Here is a 19,037-nt window from a genome sequence, read left to right as displayed (position 1 = left end):
CGGCCGCCGGGACCGGCGTGCCGCCCTGGTCGGCGCCCAGCGCCCCCGGCGTGAGGGCACCCGCCTGCGGCGCGGATTTGGTAAAAGCGTAGTAAAAAGGCGCCGGGGTGAAGAACCAGTGGCCCTTGCCGGGGAGCGAGGTGCCCATCACGTCGATGGCGGTGGGCTCGAAGGCCGGGAGCAGGCGGCGCTCGGAGGCGTAGGGCTCGGGGTTGAACACCCCGCCCCAGCGCGTCCCGCTGGCGAAAAAGCCGCTGCCCCAGCGCAGGTGGCCGCTGTAGTAGCCGCCGAAGTAGTGGGCGTCGGTGAGGCGGCCCTGGCCCTCGAGCCGCACGTAGGCCCGCAGGTGGTGGGCGAAGCACTCCAGCACCAGCACCTTGCGCCGCCAGCGCGAGCCGAGCAGCTCGAGCTCGACCACCGCACGCCCGCCCTCGCTGCGGACCCTGGGCGCCTCGATGCGGGCGGTGGTGTCGAGGCCCTCCAGGGCGTGCAGGCTGGGGGCCAGGAAGAGCTCGGCCCAGGGCTGGCCCTCGGCGTCCTCGAGCAGGGCGAAGGGCCGCTCGGCGGGGAGGTGCAGGCGGTAGCCCGGCGCCTCCAGGTGCCAGCCGCGGGCGTCCTGGCTGATCTGCGGCGACAGGTGGGTTAAAGGGTCGGTCATGCAGCTTCCTCTGGGGGGTCCGGCGGGCACGTTGCAGTTTCTTAAATCTTTTAAGATAATAAGGTACACTGTCCCCGCTAAGCAAGTCTCGAGCGCGAGGTGTCCCGCATGGTCAAGCCGCAAACCCCCAAGCTGCGCGACAAGCGCCTGGTCTTTACCCTGGTAGGGCACGCCCACATCGACCCGGTGTGGCTGTGGGACTGGCGCGAGGGCTACGAAACCGTCAAGGCCACCTTCCGCAGCGCCCTCGACCGGCTCTCGGAGAACCCCGACATGGTCTTCGTGCACTCCTCCGCCGCGCAGTACGCCTGGATGGAGGAGCACCCCGCGCTGCTGGAGGAGGTGCGGGCGGCGGTGGCGCGGGGCCAGTGGGAGCCGGTCGGGGGCTGGTGGGTCGAGCCCGACGTCAACATCCCCAGCGGCGAGGCGCTGGTGCGGCAGGGGCTCTACGGGCAGCGCGAGCTCGAGCGCCTGGTGGGCCGCCGCGCCCGCGTGGCCTTCCTCCCCGACTCCTTCGGCCACCCCGCCACCCTGCCCCAGATCTTCCGGGGCCTGGGCCTGGAGTTCTTCGTGTTCATGCGCCCCGGCGCGGGCGAGGTCGAGCTGCCCTCCAACCTCTTCCGCTGGCAATCGCCCGACGGGCAGAGCGTGCTGGCGCTGCGGGTGGAGTGCTACAACACCAACCCGCTGTTCATCGACTCCTCGCTGGAGCGCAACCTGGCCTGGCGGCCCGAGCACCTGCCCGAGTGGCTGGGCCTCTTCGGGGTGGGCAACCACGGCGGCGGCCCCACCAAAAAGGCCATCGCCTCCATCCGCAAGCTCGCCGAGGACCCCGACTGGCCCACCCTGCGGCTGGGGAGCCTCGAGCAGCTCATGGAGCGCCTGGGGGGCTTCGAAAACCCCACCTACAGCGGCGAGTTGCAGCACCACGCCCGCGGCTGCTACGCGGCCTTCTCCGAGATCAAGCGCCTCAACCGCCAGGCCGAGGAGGCCCTGCTCACCGCCGAGAAGCTCGCGGTGATGGCGGGCGCCTACGGCTTCGCCTACCCCCGCGCCGAGCTGGAGCACGCCTGGAAGCGCCTGCTCTTCAACCAGTTCCACGACATCCTGGCGGGCTCGAGCGTCGCCAGCGCCTACGCCGACAGCCGCAACGAGCTGGGCGAGGCCCTGGCCCGCGCCCACCGGGTGGGCTTTAGCGCCATGCAGGCCATCGCCTCGCGGGTGGACACCCGCCTGGGCGGGGCCGAGCCGGAGGCCCCCATCCGCTCGGTGCGCTGGGACGGCCCCACCTGGGTCACCGACTACGGCGACGGGGTGCCGGTGCTGGTCTTCAACCCCTCGCCCTGGCCGCGCCGCGAGGCCTTCCGGCTCGAGCTCAACGACTGGCACACCCCCGAGCTGTGCGTCCTCGACGACACCGGGCAACCCCTCTACCACCAGGGCGTCCAGCCCGAGAGCGCCTCGGGCGGGCGGCCCGCCGTGCTCTTCGAGGTGGAGCTGCCCCCCCTGGGCTACCGGCTCTACCGCGTGGTGGACCAGCCCCCGGCCCCCCTGCCCGCGGATGCCCCGCCGCTGGAGGCCTCCCCCACCCACCTCGCCAACCGCTGGTGGCGGCTCGAGCTCGAGGCCGCCACCGGGGCGCTGAAGAGCCTCTACGACAAGGAGCGCGGCCTCGAGCTGCTCGCCGGGGCCGCAGCGCAGTTGCTGGTGGTGCACGACCCCACCGACACCTGGGGCCACGGCCTCACCTCCCTGCGCCACCTGCTGGGGGTGTTCGAGCCCACGGGCTGCGAGCTGGTCGAGAGCGGCCCGGTGCGGGCCACGCTGCGGCTGGAGTACCGCTACCGGGGCTCCTGGGCCCGGCAGCACCTCCACCTCTACCGCCACAGCCCGCGCCTGGAGGGCGAGCTCTGGGTCAACTGGCAGGAGCAGCACCAGGCCCTACAACTCGCCTTCCCCTTCGCCCTCTCCGGCGCCGAAGCCACCTTCGAGGTGCCCTACGGCCACGCGGTGCGCCCCGCCGACGGCCAGGAGGAGCCGGTGCAGCGCTGGCTCGACGTCAGCGGCAGCGTGCGCGACGCGCGGGGGGTGGCCCACCCTGCCGGGGTGGCCCTGCTCAACGACTGCAAGTACTCGGCCAGCGTGCTGGGCGGCGAGGCCCGGCTCACCCTGCTGCGCAGCCCGGTCTTCGGGCACCACGACCCGGCCCGGCTCGAGCCCGGCGTGCGCTACGCCTACCAGGACCAGGGGCTACAGAGCCTGCGCTGGGCGCTGCTCCCCCACGCGGGCGACTGGCGCGCGGCGGGCGTGACCCGGCACGCCCAGGACTTCAACTCCCCCCTGCCCTTCGTGCGCGAGTACGTCCACGCCGGGGAGGCGCCCCCGCTGCAGGGCTTCGTGCGCCTGGAAGACCCCCAGGCCCTGCACCTCACCGCGCTCAAGCGGGCCGAGGACGGCGACGGCTTGGTCCTGCGCCTCTTCGAGCCCCACGGGCGCGCAGCACGGACGCGCCTGGAAGCCTTCGGCCAGGGCTTCACGGTCGAGGCCGGGCCCCACCAGATCAAGACCTACCGCCTGAGCCCGGCGGGCTTGCAGGAAGTCAACCTGCTCGAGGAGTGAGCATGCCTAAGATCGCGATCATCGGAGCCGGGGGCATCACCTTCCCGCTGCGGCTGGCCGCCGACCTGCTGGCCCTGCCCGAGCTGCACGGCAGCGAGCTGGTGCTGATGGACCTCTCGCTAAAGCGGGCCGTCCGCACCCTGCGCGCGGTGCAGGAGCTGTGCGCCCACCACGGCGTGGAGCTGGAGGCCTGGGCCACCGACGACCGGCGCGAGGCCCTGCAGGGCGCCGGATACGTGATCCTCACCTTCCAGGTGGGGGGCATCGAGGCCTACCGCGCCGACCTCGAGATCCCCCGCAAGTACGGCGTGGACCTGCCCGCCGGCGACACCCTGGGGCCGGGCGGGGTCTTCCGCTTCCTGCGCAGCGCCCCCGCCCTGCGGGACATCGCCCAGGACGTGCGGGCCGTCTGCCCCGAGGCCTGGGTGCTCAACTACACCAACCCCATGGCCATGAACTGCCTTTACCTGGCCGCCTTCGGGGTGAAGGTGGTGGGGCTGTGCCACTCGATCCCCGGCACCGCCCGGATGCTGGCTGAGAAGCTGGGCGTGCCCCTCGAGGAGCTGGAGTACCTGGCCGCCGGCATCAACCACCAGGCCTGGTTCTTGCGGCTGGAGCAGGGCGGGGAGGACCTCCGGCCCAGGCTGCTCGAGCGCCTGCGGGCCGAGTTCTTGCCCGAGTACGGCGGCTCGACCCCCTGGACCGAGGGCACCCCCACCTACGTGGGCGGCCAGGAGCGCGTGCGCGCCGAGCTGATGGACGCCTTCGGCTACTTCGTCAGCGAGTCGAGCCACCACTCCAGCGAGTACGTGCCCTACTTCCGCAAGAACCCCGAGCTGGTGAGCGAGTACATCCCCCGCCGCTGGGACTATTTGCGCTTCTGCATCGCCAACGCGGGCAAGGAGGAGGAGCAGACCCTGGCCCTGGTCGAAGCGCTCAAGCGCGACCTCACCCCTTCCGCCGAGTACGGCATGCAGATCATCCGCGCGGTGGAGCGCGGCCAGCCCACCCGGGTCTACGGCAACGTGGTCAACCGGGGCTACGTCGAGAACCTGCCCGCCGAGGCCTGCGTGGAGGTGCCCTGCACCGTGGACGCCAGCGGCGTCCACCCCCAGCCGGTGGGCAGGCTGCCCCTCCAGTGCGCCGCGCTCAACCAGACCAACATCCTGCCCCAGCAGCTCGCGGTGGCGGCGGTGCTCGAGCAAAACCCCGAGCACGTCACCCACGCCCTGCTGCTCGACCCCCTCACCGCCGCGCTGCTCACGCCCCCGCAGGTTCAGGCCATGACCGCCGAGCTGCTTCAGGCCCAGCAGCGCTGGCTGCCCGAGTTCCTGCGGCAGGGGGGCGCCGGGGCCTGAGTGCGCCTTAACCCGGGCTCGCCATATTTTTTTGAAAGCGTAAACTAATAGCCGAAAGGGTCCGATCCCGGTCGCCCGCCATGAAAAAACCCGTATCCGTTCGCACCGGCAGCAACCTGACCAAGGTCAGGGCCGAAAACCTCTCGGTGGTCCTGGACGCGCTGCGCAAGCTCCAGCCCATCTCCCGCGCCGACTTGGCCGAGGCCACCGCCCTCACCTCCGCCACCATCACCTACCTGGTGGACGAGCTGCTCGAGCTCGGCCTGATCGAGGAGCAGAAGGCCACCAGCAAGCAGGTGGGCCGCCGCCCCACCCTCCTCACCCTGCGCGGCGCGGCGGGCAAGATCGTGGGCCTGGAGGTCTCCCGCTCGGTGGTGCGGGGCATCCTCACCGACCTGGGGGGCCGCATCCTCAAGCGCATGGAGCTGGCCCACCGCCTCGAGGGCGGCGTGGACGAGACGCTCTCGTTGATCCACAAGGTCATCCAGACGCTGCTCGAGGGCGAGGGGCGCCCGGTGGGCATCGGGGTGGGGATCCCGGGGCCGGTGGACACCGCGGGCGGCGTAGTGCTCGAGCCCACCAACTTCGTGCACGGCTGGCGCAACGTCCCCTTGGGCCCCGTCCTGGCCCAGCGCTGGGGCGTGCCGGTGTGGCTCGACGACGACGCCAAGACCGCGGCCCTGGGCGAGCGCTGGTACGGCGCGGGGCAGGGCGTGGAGAACCTGCTCTACGTCAGCCTGCGCTCGGGCGTGGGCGCGGGCCTGATCGTGCGCGACCGCCTCTACCGCGGCACCCACGAGCTGGCCGGGGAGATCGGGCACACCACCATCAACGTGGATGGCCCCCGCTGCGGCTGCGGCAACCACGGCTGCGCCGAGACCTACGTCTCGGTGCCCGCCATCGTGCAGTACGCCCGCAGCCAGGGGCTCCCGGTCAGTGACCCGCAGTCCATCCAGAACCTGGCGCTGCTCGAGGACCCCGTGGCCCTGGCGGTCAAACAGCGCACCTACCACTACCTCGCCGCCGTGCTGGTCAACGCCGTCAACCACTACGACCCCGACCTCATCATCCTAGGCGGCACCCTGGTGCGCGCCTGGCCCGACCTGTGCGTGCAGGTCAGCGAAAAGGTGCGCGGCCGCTCCTTCGGCTTCCTCTCCAAAGACGTCCGCATCATCCCCGCCCAGCTCGGCGAGCACAGCGCCTCCTTGGGTGCCGTGGCCCTGGTGGTCGAGCAGGTCATCCGCAACCCCAAGCTGGTGCAAAGCGCGGCCGTGCCCGATTACAGCGTGGCATAAGCGCGGGGCGAGCAGTTGGGAGTAAGCGGGCAGCTATCAGCCGTCAGCGGAAGGCCCGTGGCCCGTGCAAAACCCCGCCCCGCGCGCGGGGCGGGGGGATCCCCCCAGCCCCCCTTGTTAAGGGGGGTGAAGAAGGGGCGTCTTGCGTCTTGCGTTTGGCGTTTGGCGTTTGGCGTACGACGTAGGACGTACGACGCACGACCCGCGCCCAGCTATCAGCTACCGGCTATCCGCACCCCTCACCCCTTCACCGCGCTGCTGATCGCCGCCCCTTCCACGAAGTACCGCTGGAAGGCGAAGAAGATGATGATCACCGGCAGCATCACGAGCAGGCTGGCGGCCATCAGGTACTGCCACTGCACCTCGCTGGCGGTGCGGAAGAATTGCAGGCCCACCTGCAGGGTGTAGAGCTCTTCCTTGTTGAGGTAGAGGATGGGCCCCACGTAGGAGTTCCAAGTGCCCTCGAAGGTGAAGATCGCCACCGTGGACAGGGCCGGGGCCGACAGCGGCACGATCACCCGCCGCCAGATCCAGAAGTCGGAGGCCCCGTCCATCTTGGCGGCCTCGGAGAGCTCGGTGGGGATGGTGAGGTAGAACTGGCGCAGCAAAAAGGTGAAGAAGGCCCCGGCGAAGAAGCTGGGGACTACCAGCGGCAAGTAGGTGCCCACCCAGCCCAGCTTGGAGAAGAGGATGAACTGCGGGATCATGGTCACCATGCCGGGGATCATCATGGTCGCCAGCAGCACCACGAAGAGGAAGTCGCGGCCGGGGAAGCGCAGCTTGGCGAAGCCGTAGGCGGCGAGGCTGCACGAGAGCACCGTGCCGAACACCACGGCGAGGGTGAAGAGGCTGGTGTTGATGAAGTAGCGGGTGAAGGGGGCGAGGCTCCAGGCCTTGGCGAAGTTCTCCCACATCAGGGGGTCGGGGATCCAGATGGGTGGGCTGGCGTAGACCTGGGTGTCGGGCTTGAGCGCGGTGGAGATCATCCACAAGGCCGGGAACAGGATCGCGGCGCTGATGATGCACAGCAGGACGAAGGCCAGGGTACGCAGCAGGATCTGCCAGGGGTTCCAGCGGCGCACCTTGGGCAGGCGGGTTTGGGTTTCGGGCGTCTCGAGCTTGGAAGCCTGTCTCATCGGCTATCCCCCTCGTAGTGGACCCAGCGCTTGGAGAGGTTGAGCTGGATGACGGTGAAGGCCAGGGTGATGAGCAGCAGGATCCAGGCCATGGCCGAGGCGTAGCCCATGCGGTAGCGCCCGAAGGCCTCCTGCCACATGTACAGCCCGTAGAACAGCGTCGAGTACGAAGGCCCGCCCTGCCCGCCCTCCGACACGATGAGCACGCTCTCCCAGAACTGCATCGCGCCGGAGAAGCCCACGATGAGCTTGAAGAAGATGGTGGGCGACATCATGGGCACGGTGATGGCCAGGAACTGCCGGAAGGGGCTGGCCCCGTCGATGGCCGCGGCCTCGTAGAGGTGCTTGGGGATGCCCTGCAGGCCGGCCAGGTAGATGATGTACCCGCCCGCAGCGCCCCACATGCTCATGATGATGAGCGCGGGCTTGGACCAGTTGGGGTCGGAGAACCAAAGGGGCGGGTTCTCGACGCCCAGAAAGCGCAGGAAGACGTTGATGGGACCGAAGTTGGGGTTGAAGACCCACAGCCACAGCAGCAGCACCGCGACCCCGGTGAGCACCTTGGGCAGGAAGAAGATGGTGCGGAATACGCGCTGGCCGGGCACCTGCTGGTTGAGCAGCACCGCGATGATCAGGCCGGTGGCGATCCCCAACGGCACGGCGAACACCGCGTAGTAGGCGGTGTTTTTCAGGCTCAACCAGAAAAAGGGGTCGTCGAAGAGCAGCCGGCGGTAGTTCTCCAGCCCCACCCAGTCGAAGCGGCTGGTGACGTCGTAGTTGGTAAAGCTCGCGTAGAGCGAGAAGAGCATGGGGCCGGCGGTGAACAGGATGAAGCCCAGCAACCAGGGCATGATGAACAAGTAGCCCGTGATCGCCTCCTTTCGGCGCATCGCCGACATTCTCGGCCGTTTGACCATAAACCGCTCCCTCCTTCCTCTGGTTGCCCTATAGCTTATCCCGGCTCGCTCAGGTCTCGGCTGAGGGAGGACTGAATGGGCTGAACCTCGAGTTACTTAAATATATTAAGAAACTCGGGATTTTGGTATATGCTGGAGCCCAGAGATTAAGAAGGGACGGCACACAGCCGAGGAGGTAGGCTATGAACTTCGTTGCAACCGGCTATCTCACCAGCACCGGCGGGGTCGGGCGATGAGCCAGGCCATCTTCGAGGCGTACTGGGACGAGCACCGGCGGGTGCTCGAGCGCCTCCCCGCGCTCTTCCCCGAGCTAGGGCGCGTCAGTGAGGCCTGCATCAGGGCGCTCGAGCAGGGCGGCAAGCTGATGGTCTGCGGCAACGGGGGCAGCGCCGCCGACGCGCAGCACTTCGCCGCCGAGCTCTCGGGGCGCTACCGCCGCGAGCGCCGCCCGCTCGCGGCGCTGGCCCTCACCACCGACTCCTCGGCCCTCACCTGCATCGGCAACGACTACGCCTTCGAGCAGGTCTTCGCGCGGCAGCTCGAGGCCCTGGCCCGCCCCGGCGACGTGCTCTTCGGCATCAGCACCTCGGGGCGCTCGAAGAACGTGCTGGCGGCGCTCGAGGCCGCCGCTCGCCTGGGCGTGGTGCGGGTGGGGCTCACCGGGGAGCACACCGAGGCGATGCGCCCGCTCACCGACTTCTGCCTGGCGGTGCCCTCCGCCTCCACGGCCCGCGTCCAGGAGATGCACGTCCTCCTGATCCACATGATCTGCGAAGCGCTCGACGGCTGGGCTTTGGGGGAGTGAGATGGGCAAGCGAGGCACCTTCCACATGATCGGCAACGCCCACATCGACCCGGTGTGGCTGTGGGACTGGCGCGAGGGCTTCCAGGAGATCAAGGCCTCCTTCCGCAGCGCCCTCGACCGCATGCGGGAGTACCCCGACTTCGTGTTCACCTGCAGCTCGGCGGCTTTCTACGCCTGGGTCGAGCACAACGACCCGGCGATGTTCGAGGAGATCCGGCAGCGGGTGCAGGAGGGGCGCTGGGCGCTGGTGGGGGGCTGGTGGGTGGAGCCCGACTGCAACATCCCCGGCGGCGAGGCCTTCGTGCGGCAGGGGCTCTACGGCCAGCGCTACTTCCAAAGCCGCTTCGGGCGCGTCGCGCGGGTGGGCTACAACCCCGACTCCTTCGGCCACGCGGCCACGCTGCCGCAGATCTTGCTCAAGAGCGGGATGCCCTACTACACCTTCATGCGCCCCGGCCCCCACGAGCAGAACCTGCCCGGGCGGCTGTTCTGGTGGGGCTCGCCGGACGGCTCGAGGGTGCTCACCTTCCGCATCCCCTACGAGTACACCACCTGGGGCAAGGACCTGGAAATTCACGTGCGCAAGTGCCTCACCGAGGTCAAGCCCCCCTTCGACACGCTGATGTGCTTCTACGGGGTGGGCAACCACGGCGGGGGGCCCACGCGGGAGAACCTCGAGTCCATCCGCCGCCTCGCCGCCGACCCCGAGTTCCCCGAGCTGCGGCTGAGCCACCCCGAGGCCTACTTCGAGGCCGTGGAGGGCACCCCGGGCATCCCCGCCTGGCACGAGGAGCTGCAGCACCACGCCAGCGGCTGCTACGCCGCGCACTCGGGCGTCAAGCAGTGGAACCGCAAGGCCGAGAACGCGCTGCTGCTGGCGGAGAAGCTCGCCACGCTGGCCCACGTGCGGCTGGGGCGGCCCTACCCGGCGCAAGTGCTCGAGCACGCCTGGAAGCGGGTGCTGTTCAACCAGTTCCACGACATCCTGGCCGGCACCAGCCTGGAAGCGGCCTACGACGACGCGAGGAACGAGCTGGGCGAGGCCCTGTCCATCGCCTCCCACGTCGCCAACGACGCGGCGCAGGCCCTCTCCTGGCAGGTGGACATCCCCGCCGAGGAGGGCATGAAGCCCGTGGTGGTCTTCAACCCCCACCCCTGGGCGGTGCGGGCGGAGGTGGAGCTCGAGTACGGCGGGCTCAAGGAGGGCGACGCGCTGGTGGACGAGCGGGGCCGCCAGGTGCCGCTGCAGACGGTGCGCTCGGGGGCCACCGTGAGCGGCTGGCGCAAGCGGCTGGCCTTCGTGGCCGAGCTCCCCGCCTTCGGGCACCGGCTCTACCGGGTCAAGCCCGCGGCCCGGCCCAAAGCGCACCCCTGGGTCGAGGCCACGCAGCACACCCTCGAGAACCGCTTCTACCGCCTCACCCTCGACCCCCAAAGCGGGGCCATCGCCAGCCTCTACGACAAGGTGCGCGACCTCGAGGTCTTCAAGGGCCTGGGGGCGCAGGCTTTGGTCGCGGAGGACCGCTCGGACACCTGGAGCCACGGCGTCCTGCGCTTCGACCGCTTCAGCGGGGCTTTCGAGGCCGAGTCGGTGCGGCTTTATGAGCAGGGGCCGGTCAAGGCGGTGCTGCGGGTCAAGAGCACCTACGGGCGCTCGGTGCTCTTGCAGGACTTCACCCTCTACCACGACCTGCCGCACCTCGAGGTGCGGGTCACGCTGGACTGGCGCGAGCAGCACAAGGCGCTCAAGCTGGCCTTCCCCGCCAACCTGCACTTCCCCCAGGCCACCTACGAGGCCCCCTACGGCGCGCTGACCCGCCCCACCAACGGCGAGGAGGAGCCGGGCCAGAGCTGGGCCGACCTCAGCGGGGTCTACCGGCCCACCGGGGCCGTCCACGGGCTGGCCCTCCTCAACGACGCCAAGTACAGCTACTCCGCCGAGGGCCACACCCTCTACCTCACCGTGCTGCGCAGCCCCATCTACGCCCACCACGACCCCTACGTGCCCGACCCCGCCGAGGAGTACAGCTACATGGACCAGGGCCTCCAGCGCTTCACCTACTGGCTGCTGCCCCACGCGGGCTCCTGGGAGGAGGCCGAGCTGCCGCGGCGGGCCCTCGAGCTCAACCAGCGCCCCGTCGCCCTGGTCGAGAGCTACCACGCGGGCGAGCTCAGGCCCAAGGCTAGCTTCCTCGAGGTGAGCCCCGCCAGCGTCGTGCCCACCGTGCTCAAGAAGGCCGAGGACTCGGGCGACCTGATCCTGCGGCTCTACGAGAGCACTGGGAAAGCCGCCCGCGCCCGCGTCGCCATCCCGCTGCTGGGGCGCACCCTCGAGGCCGACTTCGGCCCCTACGAGATCAAGACCCTGCTCATCCCGCGCGGAAAGGGCGAGGCGCGGGAGGTGAACCTGCTCGAGTGGGAGGGCTCGAATTAAGCCCGGCCCCCGCTGGCGGGGGGCGTCTCCCGGCCCATGCTGAACGAGTCCTGGGGGCAATTCCCCGAAAAGATGCGCGCCCGCAACTACCGGCTGGGGGTGCTCAACGGCTGGTTCGCCGCGCCCGCCGAGGAGCACAGCCGCTACCTGGGCGCCATGAACACCTTCATCGGGATGCTGGCCTTCGCCCCCTTCCTGGGCGGGGTGCTGGCCGACGCGCTGGGCTACCGGGCGGTATTCCTGGGGGCCCTGGTCTTCGTCGCGGCCTCCTGGGTGGCGGTGGGGCGGCTCGAGCGGCGGACGTGAGGCCATGTCTCCGCCGGGCGTGCCTGGGAGGGAGGCTGGGGGTGAGGGCAGTTGCAGCATTACCCGCTGCTAACCATCTAGCCTCTTTCCACTACCCGTAGAACTCCGGCGCTTTTTTCAGCGTCTCCCACTGCTCCTTGTCATGACCGAAAATCACCAGCCCGATATGCTCCCTTTCGACCAGATCGAGCAGCTTAATCGTACTGGCGCGGGTCGCTTCGGCGTCCGGGTTGCTACCGCCGTCCTGCCTGCCGCGGGTAAAGTCCTCGCCGAAGGGCACCGCGTCAATCGTCAGTAATACCGCCCCCGTTTCGGGCAGCCGCACCAGCACTGATTGGTGTCCCGGCACATGCCCGCTCGTCTCAATCAGCTCCAGCCCCGGCAGAAGTTCCGTGTCCCCGTCCACCAGCCGGATACGCCCTATCGGCTGATCCCATTGGGGTCGAATGGCGGCATAACGTGGGTTGCTCGCCGCGTCCGAATGATGCGCACGCTGAACAACGTATTGCGCCTTCGTGAAAGCCGCGTGTCTCCCGGCATGGTCTCCGTCGTAGTGCGTTGAAACGACTGTATCAATATCGTCCGGTTTTAGGCCAATGCTCAGCAACTGCTCGATAACGTCCCGCCCGTTCTCGAACTCCGATTCTCCTTCAGGGATGACCTCCGGCAGACCACTGTCAATCAAAATGTTCTTGCCGTCACCCGTTTGCACCAGATAGCAAACTATCGGAATCTGGTACTCCGGCATGATCCCGACTTGCATCAAATAAAGACGCTTCACGGCATTCTGGCGCATAATTATCTCCTTTTGCCCTCTTCCCCATACACGCGGGAAAGGCTGCCGAGTTGACTGGTTCAACCCAGTTTCATTCTAGTTCTGTTAGAACAATAATTCAACCCTAATTTTTAGCCAATAGGCCATATCTGTCCAGGGCGGTGCGGCCTATGTGACACCAGCGGAATCGCAGGGTGCGCTCGCGCACCCCGTTTGGAACGGCCGGTGCGCAGGCGCACGCTACAAGCTACAGCCGAAGGCGGGCGTACTGCTCCTCGGGCACCCCCAGGCGCCGCATGTGCTCGCGCAGCAGGGCCTCGAGCTCCGCGACCTTCGCAGGCCGGTCGGCGGCCAGGTTCCGCTCCTGCTCGGGGTCGGAGGGGTTGTGGTAGAGCAGGTCGGGGCGCGGGGGGTGCAGGTTGAGCACGTCCCAAGCGCCCGAGGGCATGCGCCAGACCGGGGTGGACACGCCGGGGAGGAAAGGGCCCGCCTCGAGGCCCAGAAGCTCGAAGTCCCGCCGGTGCCGCGCCCCGGCGGAGCGCTGGTTGAGCTGGCCCACCTGGTGGCTGTAGACGTAGGCGGGGGCGGCGGCGGGGTCCTGGTCGCGCAGCAGGGTCCACTCCGGCGTGCTCAGGCCCACCCGCTGGTTGTTGTAGCCGTAGACGGCGAAGCCGCGGTGGCGGTCCTTCCTTTCCAGCACCGGCACGAAGCTGTGGCTATGGCTGCCCTCGGGGGCTTCTAAGCCCAGGAGCTCGAGCACCGTCGCGTAGAGGTCCACGGTCTGGGTGACGGCGCTCACCCGCCCGGCTCGAGCACCAGGGTGCCACACCAGCAGCGGGATGTGGCAGAGGGTGTGCCACAGCGGCGAGCCCGGCTTGCCGATGCGGTCGTGCTCGCCCAGGTAGTGCCCGTGGTCGGTGGTGACCATCACGCAGGTGCGCTCCCAGAGGCGGTGGCGCTCGAGCGCGTCCAGCACCCGGCCCAGCCAGGCGTCCACCATGGTGAGCTTGCCCGCAAACTGCGCCCGCACCCACGCCACGTCCTCGGGGGTGAGGCCCATCGCGGGGTCGTCGGTGCGGCCGTAGCGCGGCCAGGGGTTGCGGCCCTCGGGGGGAAGGCCGGTGTACATCGAGCGGTAGGGCTCGGGGACGTGGAAGGGCTCGTGCACGTCGAAGCAGTCGACGTGGAGGTAGAACCGCTCGTGGGCGTGGTTGCGCCCCAGCCACTCGGCGGTGGCCGCCATCACCCGAGGCCCGAAGAAGTCCTCCTCGCCGCGGAAGTGCGCGACGTTGCGCAGGTAGGTCAGTCCGCCTTCGCCGTGAACCTCGACCATGCGCCGGGCCCAGGGCGGGACCTCGGCCAACGGCTCGGTGACCCAGTTGTCGTGCTCGTGACCGCGGATGAACTCGTAGCCGGTGAAGTCGTAAGCGTAGGAGTGGGCACCCCACTCGAAGAAGTGGTAGTGGTCGGTGATGAGCTGGCTGACGATGCCCCGCTGGCCCGCCAGGAAGGCCAGGGGGCGGTCCCAGGGCTCGAGCGGCCCCCACCCCCGCCACCAGAACTCCTCCACCCCGGCCCAGATCTCGCGGCGGGCGGGCATGCACGGCAGCGAGCCGGTGTAGTGCTGCTCGAAGACCACCGCCCGCTCGGCGAAGCGCGCGAGGTTGGGGGTGCGCACCCAGTCGTTGCCGTAGGCGCTCAGGAAGTGCCGGTTGAGCGAGTCGAGCTGGATCACGATGACGCTGAGCCGGTCGTCGGCCATGGGCGCTCCTCACGAGCGAACGGGCGACTCTAAGTCGCCCGTCGGAAGGGAAAAAACGTGGTTGTCAAGGGGTAAGAGCCGGCGTTACTGCGTCTCGCGCTTGCCCTGCTCGACCATCTTCATCACGGTCTGCTGGGCCTCGTCGAGGGCGGCCTTGGGGTCGCGGCCCTGGAGCACCACGTCCTGTACGGCCTTCTCCACGGCGGTGCCGTAGGTGGGGGCGTAGGCGGCGGTGGGGGCGACGAAGGTGTACTTCATGTTGTTGACGAGCTGCAGGAACAGGGGATCCTTGTTCTCGAGCTGGGCCAGGCGGTAGCCGGGCAGGTCCTTCTGCTCGGCGGTCCAGTACTTAGCACCCTCAGTGGTCAGGAAGATGGCGAAGGCCAGGGCCTCCTTGGGGTGCTTGGTGCCCTTGGGGATCTCCACGTTGAAGCCGCCGCCCCACGAGGAGTAGGGGTGCTGCTGGCCGTCCTCGGTGGGCACGGGGACGATGCCGTACTCGAGGTCGGGGGCGTTGCGGGCGATGGTGGCGATGTAGTTGCCGTTGCGCACGACCATGGGCACCTTGCCCGACATGAACTCGTCCTGCGCGCCGCCGCCGAAGGAAGCGCGGAAGGCGGCGTACTGCGCGGTGCCGTACTTGTCGGTCCAGCGCTTGACCCACTCGAGCACCTTCACCGCGGTGGGGTTGTTGATGGCGGGCTCGTCGTAGTCGGTGTCCTTGAAGAGCAGGCCCTTGGCGTTGCCGACCCAGCCCTCGTAGCCGAAGTCGCCGAAGAGCGGGTGGAAGCCCATGCGGGTGTAGCGGTTGCCCTCCTTCTTGTCGAGCTTCAGCGCGTAGTTCCAGAGGTCGGCCCAGGTCTTCGGGGGCCGGGTGGGGTCGAGGCCCACCTCCCGGAAGGCCTTCTTGTTGTAGTACAGCACGCGGGTGTCGGTGTTGAAGGGCAGGCCGTACTGCTGGCCCTTGTAGGTGCCCGTGGCCCAGAGGTTGGGGAAGTAGAGGTTCTTCTTGCTCTCCACGCCCAGCGCCGAGAGGTTCGTGTTCTGCCCCTTGGCCGCGCGCAGGCGGGTGGTGCGGATGTCGATGACCACCACGTCCGGGGGGTTGCCGGCCGCGACCGAGGCCAGGGTTTTGTTAATGATTTGATCAAACGGAACCCCGGTGTACTCGACCTTGACGTTGGGGTTCTTGGCGTTCCAGGTGTTGACGATGCGGGTGATGGTGGGGCGGCGCTGTTCGGAGAGCCAGTGGCCCCAGAACTGCAGGGTGATCTGCTGGCCCTGGGCCTGGGCCTGGCTGAACTCGAACGGGCTCGAGCCCATCAGTCCCGCCAGGGTTAGCGTGAGCAAGCCTGCCTTCTTCCAATTCATAACCGTCCTCCTGTCGTGAGTGCCAAGGTTTGAGACCCCTGTGTTGAAGCCGGGATAGCCGCCTCGAGTTCCTCCAGGTTATTTTCTTAAACCTTTAAGAAAATGTACCCCGCCCCCCGGGAAAATGCAATACCCGGCCGCCGGGACCCGACCCCGAAGGCTTTTTAGCGCCGAAGCACCCCGGCACCGTGCGGTGCCGGGGTGCGGGGGGCCGCGCTGCTCAGGTCTGGGCCTGCAGTGCCAGGTAGTTCGCCACGCCCATGTGCTCGAGCTGGTCGCGCTGGGCCTCGAGCCAGTCGACGTGGCCCTCCTCGTCCTGCAGGATCTCCTGCAACAGCTCGCGGGTGCCGTTGTCGGCCAGGCGGGTGCACAGCTCGATGCCCTCGTTGTAGCCGTGCACCGCCTCGAGTTCGCCGTGGTGGTCGTTGATGACCATGTCCTGCACGCTCTGCCCGAGGCGGATGGGCCCTACGCGCGCCACGCTGGGCACGCCCTCGAGGAAGATGACGCGCGCGATGAGGCGCTCGGCGTGGCGCATCTCCTGCTTGGCATGGTCCTCCAGCGCCGCCGCCAGCCGGGCGTAGCCCCAGTTGGCGCACATCTCGGCGTGGACCATGTACTGGCTGATGGCGGCCAGCTCCTCCGAGAGCCGGGCGTTGAGCAGTTCGATGACCTGCGGGTTGCCTTTCATGGCTGCTCCTTTCTCCGGGCCTCAGAAACCCCAGCGCAGCCCGGCCCGACAGGCGGTGGCCTGGGGCGAGAAGCCCGGCTCGCCGAGGACGGTCCGGACCTGGCTCAGCAGCCCGTAGACGCCGAGCACGACGCCGGCGGCGCGAGGAGGGGTAGCAGGGCTCAGGGCTCTTGCCATGGCGTCACCTCTCCTCTACCCTTTCCTGCTGCCGGGAGTTTGTCGTCCTGCCAAAGAGGTAGGAATGGCCCTGTCCCCCCGACCGCCGCGGTGCTAGCCTCGAGCCATGGGCCGGCTGCGGGTGCTGCTGGTGGACGATCACGCCGTGGTGCGCCAGGGCCTGCGGATGTTCCTGGCCCTCGACGAGGGCCTGGAGGTGGTGGGCGAGGCCGCCGACGGCGGCGAAGCGCTGGCCCAGGCCGAGAAGCTGGCCCCCCAGGTGGTGCTGATGGACCTCCTGATGCCGGGGACCGACGGCATCGAGGCCACCCGCGCCCTGCGCGCGCGTCACCCCGGCGTCGGGGTGCTGGCCCTGACCAGCGCGCTCGAGGACCGCCTGGTGAACGAGGCCATGCGGGCCGGGGCGGCCGGCTACCTGCTCAAGGACACCCGCCCGGAGGACCTCATCGAGGCCGTTTACGCCGCCGCGCGGGGCGAGGTTCGGCTGCACCCCGAGGCCGCCAAGCGCCTGGCCCAGGAGGTTCGCACGCCCGAGATGCGCGAGAGCCTCACGCCCAAGGAGACCGAGATCCTGCGCCTCGTCGCGCGGGGGTTCTCCAACAAGCGCATCGCCCAGCGGCTGGAGGTCTCCGAACTCACCGTCAAGACCCACGTCTCCCACCTGCTCTCCAAGCTCGACCTCTCCTCGCGCACCCAGGCCGCCCTGTTCGCGCTGAAGGAGGGGCTGGTTGGGCTCGACTGAATTCCTCAAACGGCTGGACGCCCCCGCCCTGGCGAGCCTCCTCGAGGCCGCGCAGGACGCGGTGTTGGTCGCCGACGAGCGCCGGGAGGTCGTCTACGCCAACCCGGCGGCCTGCGCGCTGCTGGGGCGGTCGGAGGCCGAGCTGCTGGGCCAAGACCTGCTCCCCCTCGTCGCGCCGCCCTACCGCGAGGCGGTGCGGCGGCGCCTGGCGCTGAGCCGGGAGGGCCAGGACCCCCCGGGCTTCCACGAGGTGGCCTTCGCGCGCCCGGACGGCGGCTGGCGGCGGGTGCGCTGCTCGGCGTTCCGGCTCGAGGCCGGCGGCAGCCCCTACGGCGCGGCCGTCCTGCGCGACGCGGGCGAAGGCCAGCCCCACCTGCGCCGCCTGGAGGCCCTCTACCAGGCCGACGCCAAGCTCTACTCCTCGCTCGAGCTGCAGGCGGTGCTGCAGGCGCTGGTGGACGTGTGCGTGGAGCTGCTGGGGGCCGACAAGAGCTGCATCGTGGCCTGGGACGAGGCCCGCGAGCGCCTCGTCACCCGCGCGCACCGCGGCTTCAGCGGCGGCTGGCTCGAGGCCATGCGGGAGTACCGCGGCGAGGGCCTGCTGGCCGAGGTCGCCCGCAGCGGCCAGGCGGTGATCGTGCAGGACACCCACGCCGACCCCCGGGTGGCCCGCTCCCTCACCGACGGCGAGGGCATCCGCTCGTTCATGCACCTGCCGCTGCGCGAGGGCGGGGAGGTCTTCGGGGTGTTCAACGTGGACAAGCTCGAGCCCCACGGCTTCGACCCCGAGGAGCAGCGGGTCTTCCACAGCCTGGCCCGGCGGGCCGCCAGCGCCATCCACAACGCGCGGGTGCACGCGCAGGCGGGGGGCAAGGCCGCGCTCGAGGAGCGCCAGAAGCTGGCGCGGGAGCTGCACGACTCGGTCTCGCAGGCCATCTACGGCATCGTGCTGGGGGTGCGCACCGCCCAGACCCAGCTCGGGCGCGACCCCGCCCAAGTCCCGGCGGCGCTGGAGTTCGTGATGAACCTGGCCGAGGCCGCCATCGCCGAGATGCGGTCCCTGATCTTCGAGCTGCGCCCGGAGTCCTTGCAGCAGGAGGGGCTGGTGGTGGCGCTGTCGAAGCAGGTCGCGGCGGTGCGGGCGCGGCACGGCCTGGAGGTGCAGCCGGAGTTCTGCGACGAGCCCGCGCTGAGCCTCGAGGCCAAGGAGGCGCTCTACCGCGTGGCCCAGGAGGCGCTGCACAACACGGTCAAGCACGCCAGGGCCCGGCGGGTGCGCCTGCGGCTGCGGCAGGAGGGGGCGGAGGTCGGGCTGCTCGTCGCCGACGACGGCGTCGGCTTCGACCCCGCCCGGCCCCACCCGGGCCACCTGGGCCTGGTCTCGATGCGCGAGCGCCTGGAGCGCCTGGGGGGCCGGCTGAGCCTCGAGAGCGCCCCGGGACAGGGCACCCGCGTCGAGGCCACGCTCAGCGTGTAGACCCCTCGCTCACCAGCACCCACACGTTGCGGTCGGGGGTGCGCAGCTCGGCCTCGAGGCCGCAGCGAGCCGGGCGGGGGGCCTCGAGCCAGGCGTAGCCAGGGTCGGGCAGCAGGGCGCGGTAGAGGGCGGGCAGGTCCCCCACCCGCACCACCGCGTCGGCGAACTGCCGCTCGGGGCGGGTGTGGAGCTCGAGCTCGGGCCCCCCGCCGGGGAAGGCCAGGCGGGCCACCTCGTACCCCCGCCCCTCTCCCACCCCCCGCTCGCGCCACACCAGGCGCAGCCCCAGCCGCTCGTAGACCGCCAGGGCGGGCTCGAGCCGGGGCACGAACAGCACCACCCGTTCCATCCGCACGAAGGGGCTGAGGACTTCGTTCATGTTTGCTCCCTCCCCATGCTCGCCCACCGCCGACCGCTTGTCGTGCGGCTAAAGGTGTAGCCCGGCCTCGAGAAACCCCGCCCGAACGCTACGGCCTGGCACTCACGCCCTCCTTAACCGGGCAGCCCAGCCGAT

At 69.6% G+C, this 19,037-nt stretch carries 17 protein-coding genes; 8 read left to right on the top strand and 9 right to left on the bottom strand.

The window, feature by feature from the left end; genetic code table 11:
* The coding region (locus tag MEICH_RS29220; protein ID WP_036218440.1) for a hypothetical protein at positions 1-658 on the bottom strand (658 nt) is incomplete at its 3' end.
* 108 nt (positions 659-766) lie between these two features.
* On the opposite strand from MEICH_RS29220, the gene MEICH_RS0107135 reads away from it, so the two are divergent.
* The 3 genes from MEICH_RS0107135 (at position 767) to MEICH_RS0107125 (ending at position 5,930) form a co-directional block, all read left to right on the top strand.
* A complete protein-coding gene (locus MEICH_RS0107135; RefSeq protein ID WP_027892042.1) occupies positions 767-3,277 on the top strand; it encodes an alpha-mannosidase in 2,511 nt (836 codons plus the stop codon).
* Between the two features lie 2 nt (positions 3,278-3,279).
* Entirely contained in the window at positions 3,280-4,635 is a 1,356-nt protein-coding gene (gene melA, locus MEICH_RS0107130; protein WP_027892041.1) for an alpha-galactosidase, read from the top strand.
* Positions 4,636-4,715: 80 nt separating this feature from the next.
* The gene (locus MEICH_RS0107125) at positions 4,716-5,930 is read left to right on the top strand and encodes an ROK family protein (protein ID WP_027892040.1); all 1,215 of its coding nucleotides are present in this window, start codon (positions 4,716-4,718) and stop codon (positions 5,928-5,930) included.
* Between the two features lie 239 nt (positions 5,931-6,169).
* Here the strand turns inward: MEICH_RS0107125 and MEICH_RS0107120 are convergent, their stop codons facing one another.
* Positions 6,170-7,066, bottom strand: a complete 897-nt coding sequence (locus MEICH_RS0107120; RefSeq protein WP_036218438.1) for a carbohydrate ABC transporter permease — start codon at positions 7,064-7,066, stop codon at positions 6,170-6,172.
* Positions 7,063-7,956 (bottom strand): carbohydrate ABC transporter permease, encoded by an 894-nt coding sequence (locus MEICH_RS0107115; RefSeq protein WP_218916390.1) that lies wholly within the window; start codon positions 7,954-7,956, stop codon positions 7,063-7,065. The genes MEICH_RS0107120 and MEICH_RS0107115 overlap by 4 nt, the downstream gene beginning before the upstream one ends.
* 259 nt (positions 7,957-8,215) lie before the next feature.
* Between MEICH_RS0107115 and MEICH_RS0107110 the strand changes: the two genes are divergently transcribed.
* Genes MEICH_RS0107110 through MEICH_RS0107100 form a run of 3 tightly spaced genes read left to right on the top strand, consistent with a single transcriptional unit; the run spans position 8,216 to position 11,528 of the window.
* A complete protein-coding gene (locus MEICH_RS0107110; RefSeq protein ID WP_036218434.1) occupies positions 8,216-8,788 on the top strand; it encodes a D-sedoheptulose-7-phosphate isomerase in 573 nt (190 codons plus the stop codon).
* A gap of 1 nt (position 8,789) precedes the next feature.
* Entirely contained in the window at positions 8,790-11,222 is a 2,433-nt protein-coding gene (locus MEICH_RS0107105; protein ID WP_027892036.1) for an alpha-mannosidase, read from the top strand.
* Positions 11,223-11,258: 36 nt separating this feature from the next.
* On the top strand, positions 11,259-11,528 hold the full coding sequence (locus tag MEICH_RS0107100; RefSeq protein WP_027892035.1) for a hypothetical protein: 270 nt from the start codon (positions 11,259-11,261) through the stop codon (positions 11,526-11,528).
* Between the two features lie 91 nt (positions 11,529-11,619).
* Here MEICH_RS0107100 and MEICH_RS0107095 read toward each other — a convergent pair whose 3' ends face one another.
* The 5 genes from MEICH_RS0107095 to MEICH_RS28485 form a co-directional block, all read right to left on the bottom strand.
* Entirely contained in the window at positions 11,620-12,324 is a 705-nt protein-coding gene (locus MEICH_RS0107095) for an N-acyl homoserine lactonase family protein (protein WP_027892034.1), read from the bottom strand.
* Positions 12,325-12,550: 226 nt separating this feature from the next.
* Positions 12,551-14,065, bottom strand: a complete 1,515-nt coding sequence (locus tag MEICH_RS0107090) for a sulfatase family protein (protein WP_027892033.1) — start codon at positions 14,063-14,065, stop codon at positions 12,551-12,553.
* An 84-nt stretch (positions 14,066-14,149) separates the two neighbouring features.
* The gene (locus MEICH_RS24050; RefSeq protein WP_084542215.1) at positions 14,150-15,436 is read right to left on the bottom strand and encodes an ABC transporter substrate-binding protein; all 1,287 of its coding nucleotides are present in this window, start codon (positions 15,434-15,436) and stop codon (positions 14,150-14,152) included.
* Positions 15,437-15,656: 220 nt separating this feature from the next.
* Positions 15,657-16,127 carry a bacterioferritin gene (gene bfr / locus MEICH_RS0107080; protein WP_027892032.1) on the bottom strand — a complete coding sequence of 157 codons (471 nt, stop codon included), beginning with the start codon at positions 16,125-16,127 and terminating at the stop codon, positions 15,657-15,659.
* 21 nt (positions 16,128-16,148) lie between these two features.
* Positions 16,149-16,304 carry a hypothetical protein gene (locus MEICH_RS28485; protein WP_157202650.1) on the bottom strand — a complete coding sequence of 52 codons (156 nt, stop codon included), beginning with the start codon at positions 16,302-16,304 and terminating at the stop codon, positions 16,149-16,151.
* Between the two features lie 106 nt (positions 16,305-16,410).
* Between MEICH_RS28485 and MEICH_RS0107070 the strand changes: the two genes are divergently transcribed.
* Both MEICH_RS0107070 and MEICH_RS26995 read left to right on the top strand, forming a co-directional pair.
* A complete protein-coding gene (locus MEICH_RS0107070) occupies positions 16,411-17,046 on the top strand; it encodes a response regulator (RefSeq protein ID WP_027892031.1) in 636 nt (211 codons plus the stop codon).
* A complete protein-coding gene (locus MEICH_RS26995) occupies positions 17,033-18,523 on the top strand; it encodes a GAF domain-containing protein (protein WP_027892030.1) in 1,491 nt (496 codons plus the stop codon). The genes MEICH_RS0107070 and MEICH_RS26995 overlap by 14 nt, the downstream gene beginning before the upstream one ends.
* Here MEICH_RS26995 and MEICH_RS0107060 read toward each other — a convergent pair.
* On the bottom strand, positions 18,513-18,902 hold the full coding sequence (locus tag MEICH_RS0107060) for a VOC family protein (protein ID WP_027892029.1): 390 nt from the start codon (positions 18,900-18,902) through the stop codon (positions 18,513-18,515). The two genes, MEICH_RS26995 and MEICH_RS0107060, sit on opposite strands and share 11 nt — an antisense overlap.
* Positions 18,903-19,037 lie beyond the last annotated feature (135 nt).

It is taken from the genome of Calidithermus chliarophilus DSM 9957 (genome assembly GCF_000430045.1).
Taxonomy (GTDB): domain Bacteria; phylum Deinococcota; class Deinococci; order Deinococcales; family Thermaceae; genus Calidithermus; species Calidithermus chliarophilus.
The sequence above is the reverse complement of the archived record's forward strand: the minus strand, read 5'-3'. Positions and strand labels throughout refer to the sequence as shown.

Bases quoted from the DNA above. Each gene is read 5' to 3' on its own strand.
- MEICH_RS0107110 (WP_036218434.1), top strand. From the start codon at position 8,216: ATGAGCCAGGCCATCTTCGAGGCGTACTGGGACGAGCACCGGCGGGTG.
- MEICH_RS0107100 (WP_027892035.1), top strand. From the start codon at position 11,259: ATGCTGAACGAGTCCTGGGGGCAATTCCCCGAAAAGATGCGCGCCCGC.
- MEICH_RS0107090 (WP_027892033.1), bottom strand. From the start codon at position 14,065: ATGGCCGACGACCGGCTCAGCGTCATCGTGATCCAGCTCGACTCGCTC.
- MEICH_RS24050 (WP_084542215.1), bottom strand. From the start codon at position 15,436: ATGAATTGGAAGAAGGCAGGCTTGCTCACGCTAACCCTGGCGGGACTG.
- MEICH_RS28485 (WP_157202650.1), bottom strand. From the start codon at position 16,304: ATGGCAAGAGCCCTGAGCCCTGCTACCCCTCCTCGCGCCGCCGGCGTC.
- MEICH_RS0107125 (WP_027892040.1), top strand. From the start codon at position 4,716: ATGAAAAAACCCGTATCCGTTCGCACCGGCAGCAACCTGACCAAGGTC.
- MEICH_RS0107095 (WP_027892034.1), bottom strand. From the start codon at position 12,324: ATGCGCCAGAATGCCGTGAAGCGTCTTTATTTGATGCAAGTCGGGATC.
- MEICH_RS0107135 (WP_027892042.1), top strand. From the start codon at position 767: ATGGTCAAGCCGCAAACCCCCAAGCTGCGCGACAAGCGCCTGGTCTTT.
- melA (WP_027892041.1), top strand. From the start codon at position 3,280: ATGCCTAAGATCGCGATCATCGGAGCCGGGGGCATCACCTTCCCGCTG.
- bfr (WP_027892032.1), bottom strand. From the start codon at position 16,127: ATGAAAGGCAACCCGCAGGTCATCGAACTGCTCAACGCCCGGCTCTCG.
- MEICH_RS0107070 (WP_027892031.1), top strand. From the start codon at position 16,411: ATGGGCCGGCTGCGGGTGCTGCTGGTGGACGATCACGCCGTGGTGCGC.
- MEICH_RS0107060 (WP_027892029.1), bottom strand. From the start codon at position 18,902: ATGAACGAAGTCCTCAGCCCCTTCGTGCGGATGGAACGGGTGGTGCTG.
- MEICH_RS0107120 (WP_036218438.1), bottom strand. From the start codon at position 7,066: ATGAGACAGGCTTCCAAGCTCGAGACGCCCGAAACCCAAACCCGCCTG.
- MEICH_RS0107115 (WP_218916390.1), bottom strand. From the start codon at position 7,956: ATGCGCCGAAAGGAGGCGATCACGGGCTACTTGTTCATCATGCCCTGG.
- MEICH_RS0107105 (WP_027892036.1), top strand. From the start codon at position 8,790: ATGGGCAAGCGAGGCACCTTCCACATGATCGGCAACGCCCACATCGAC.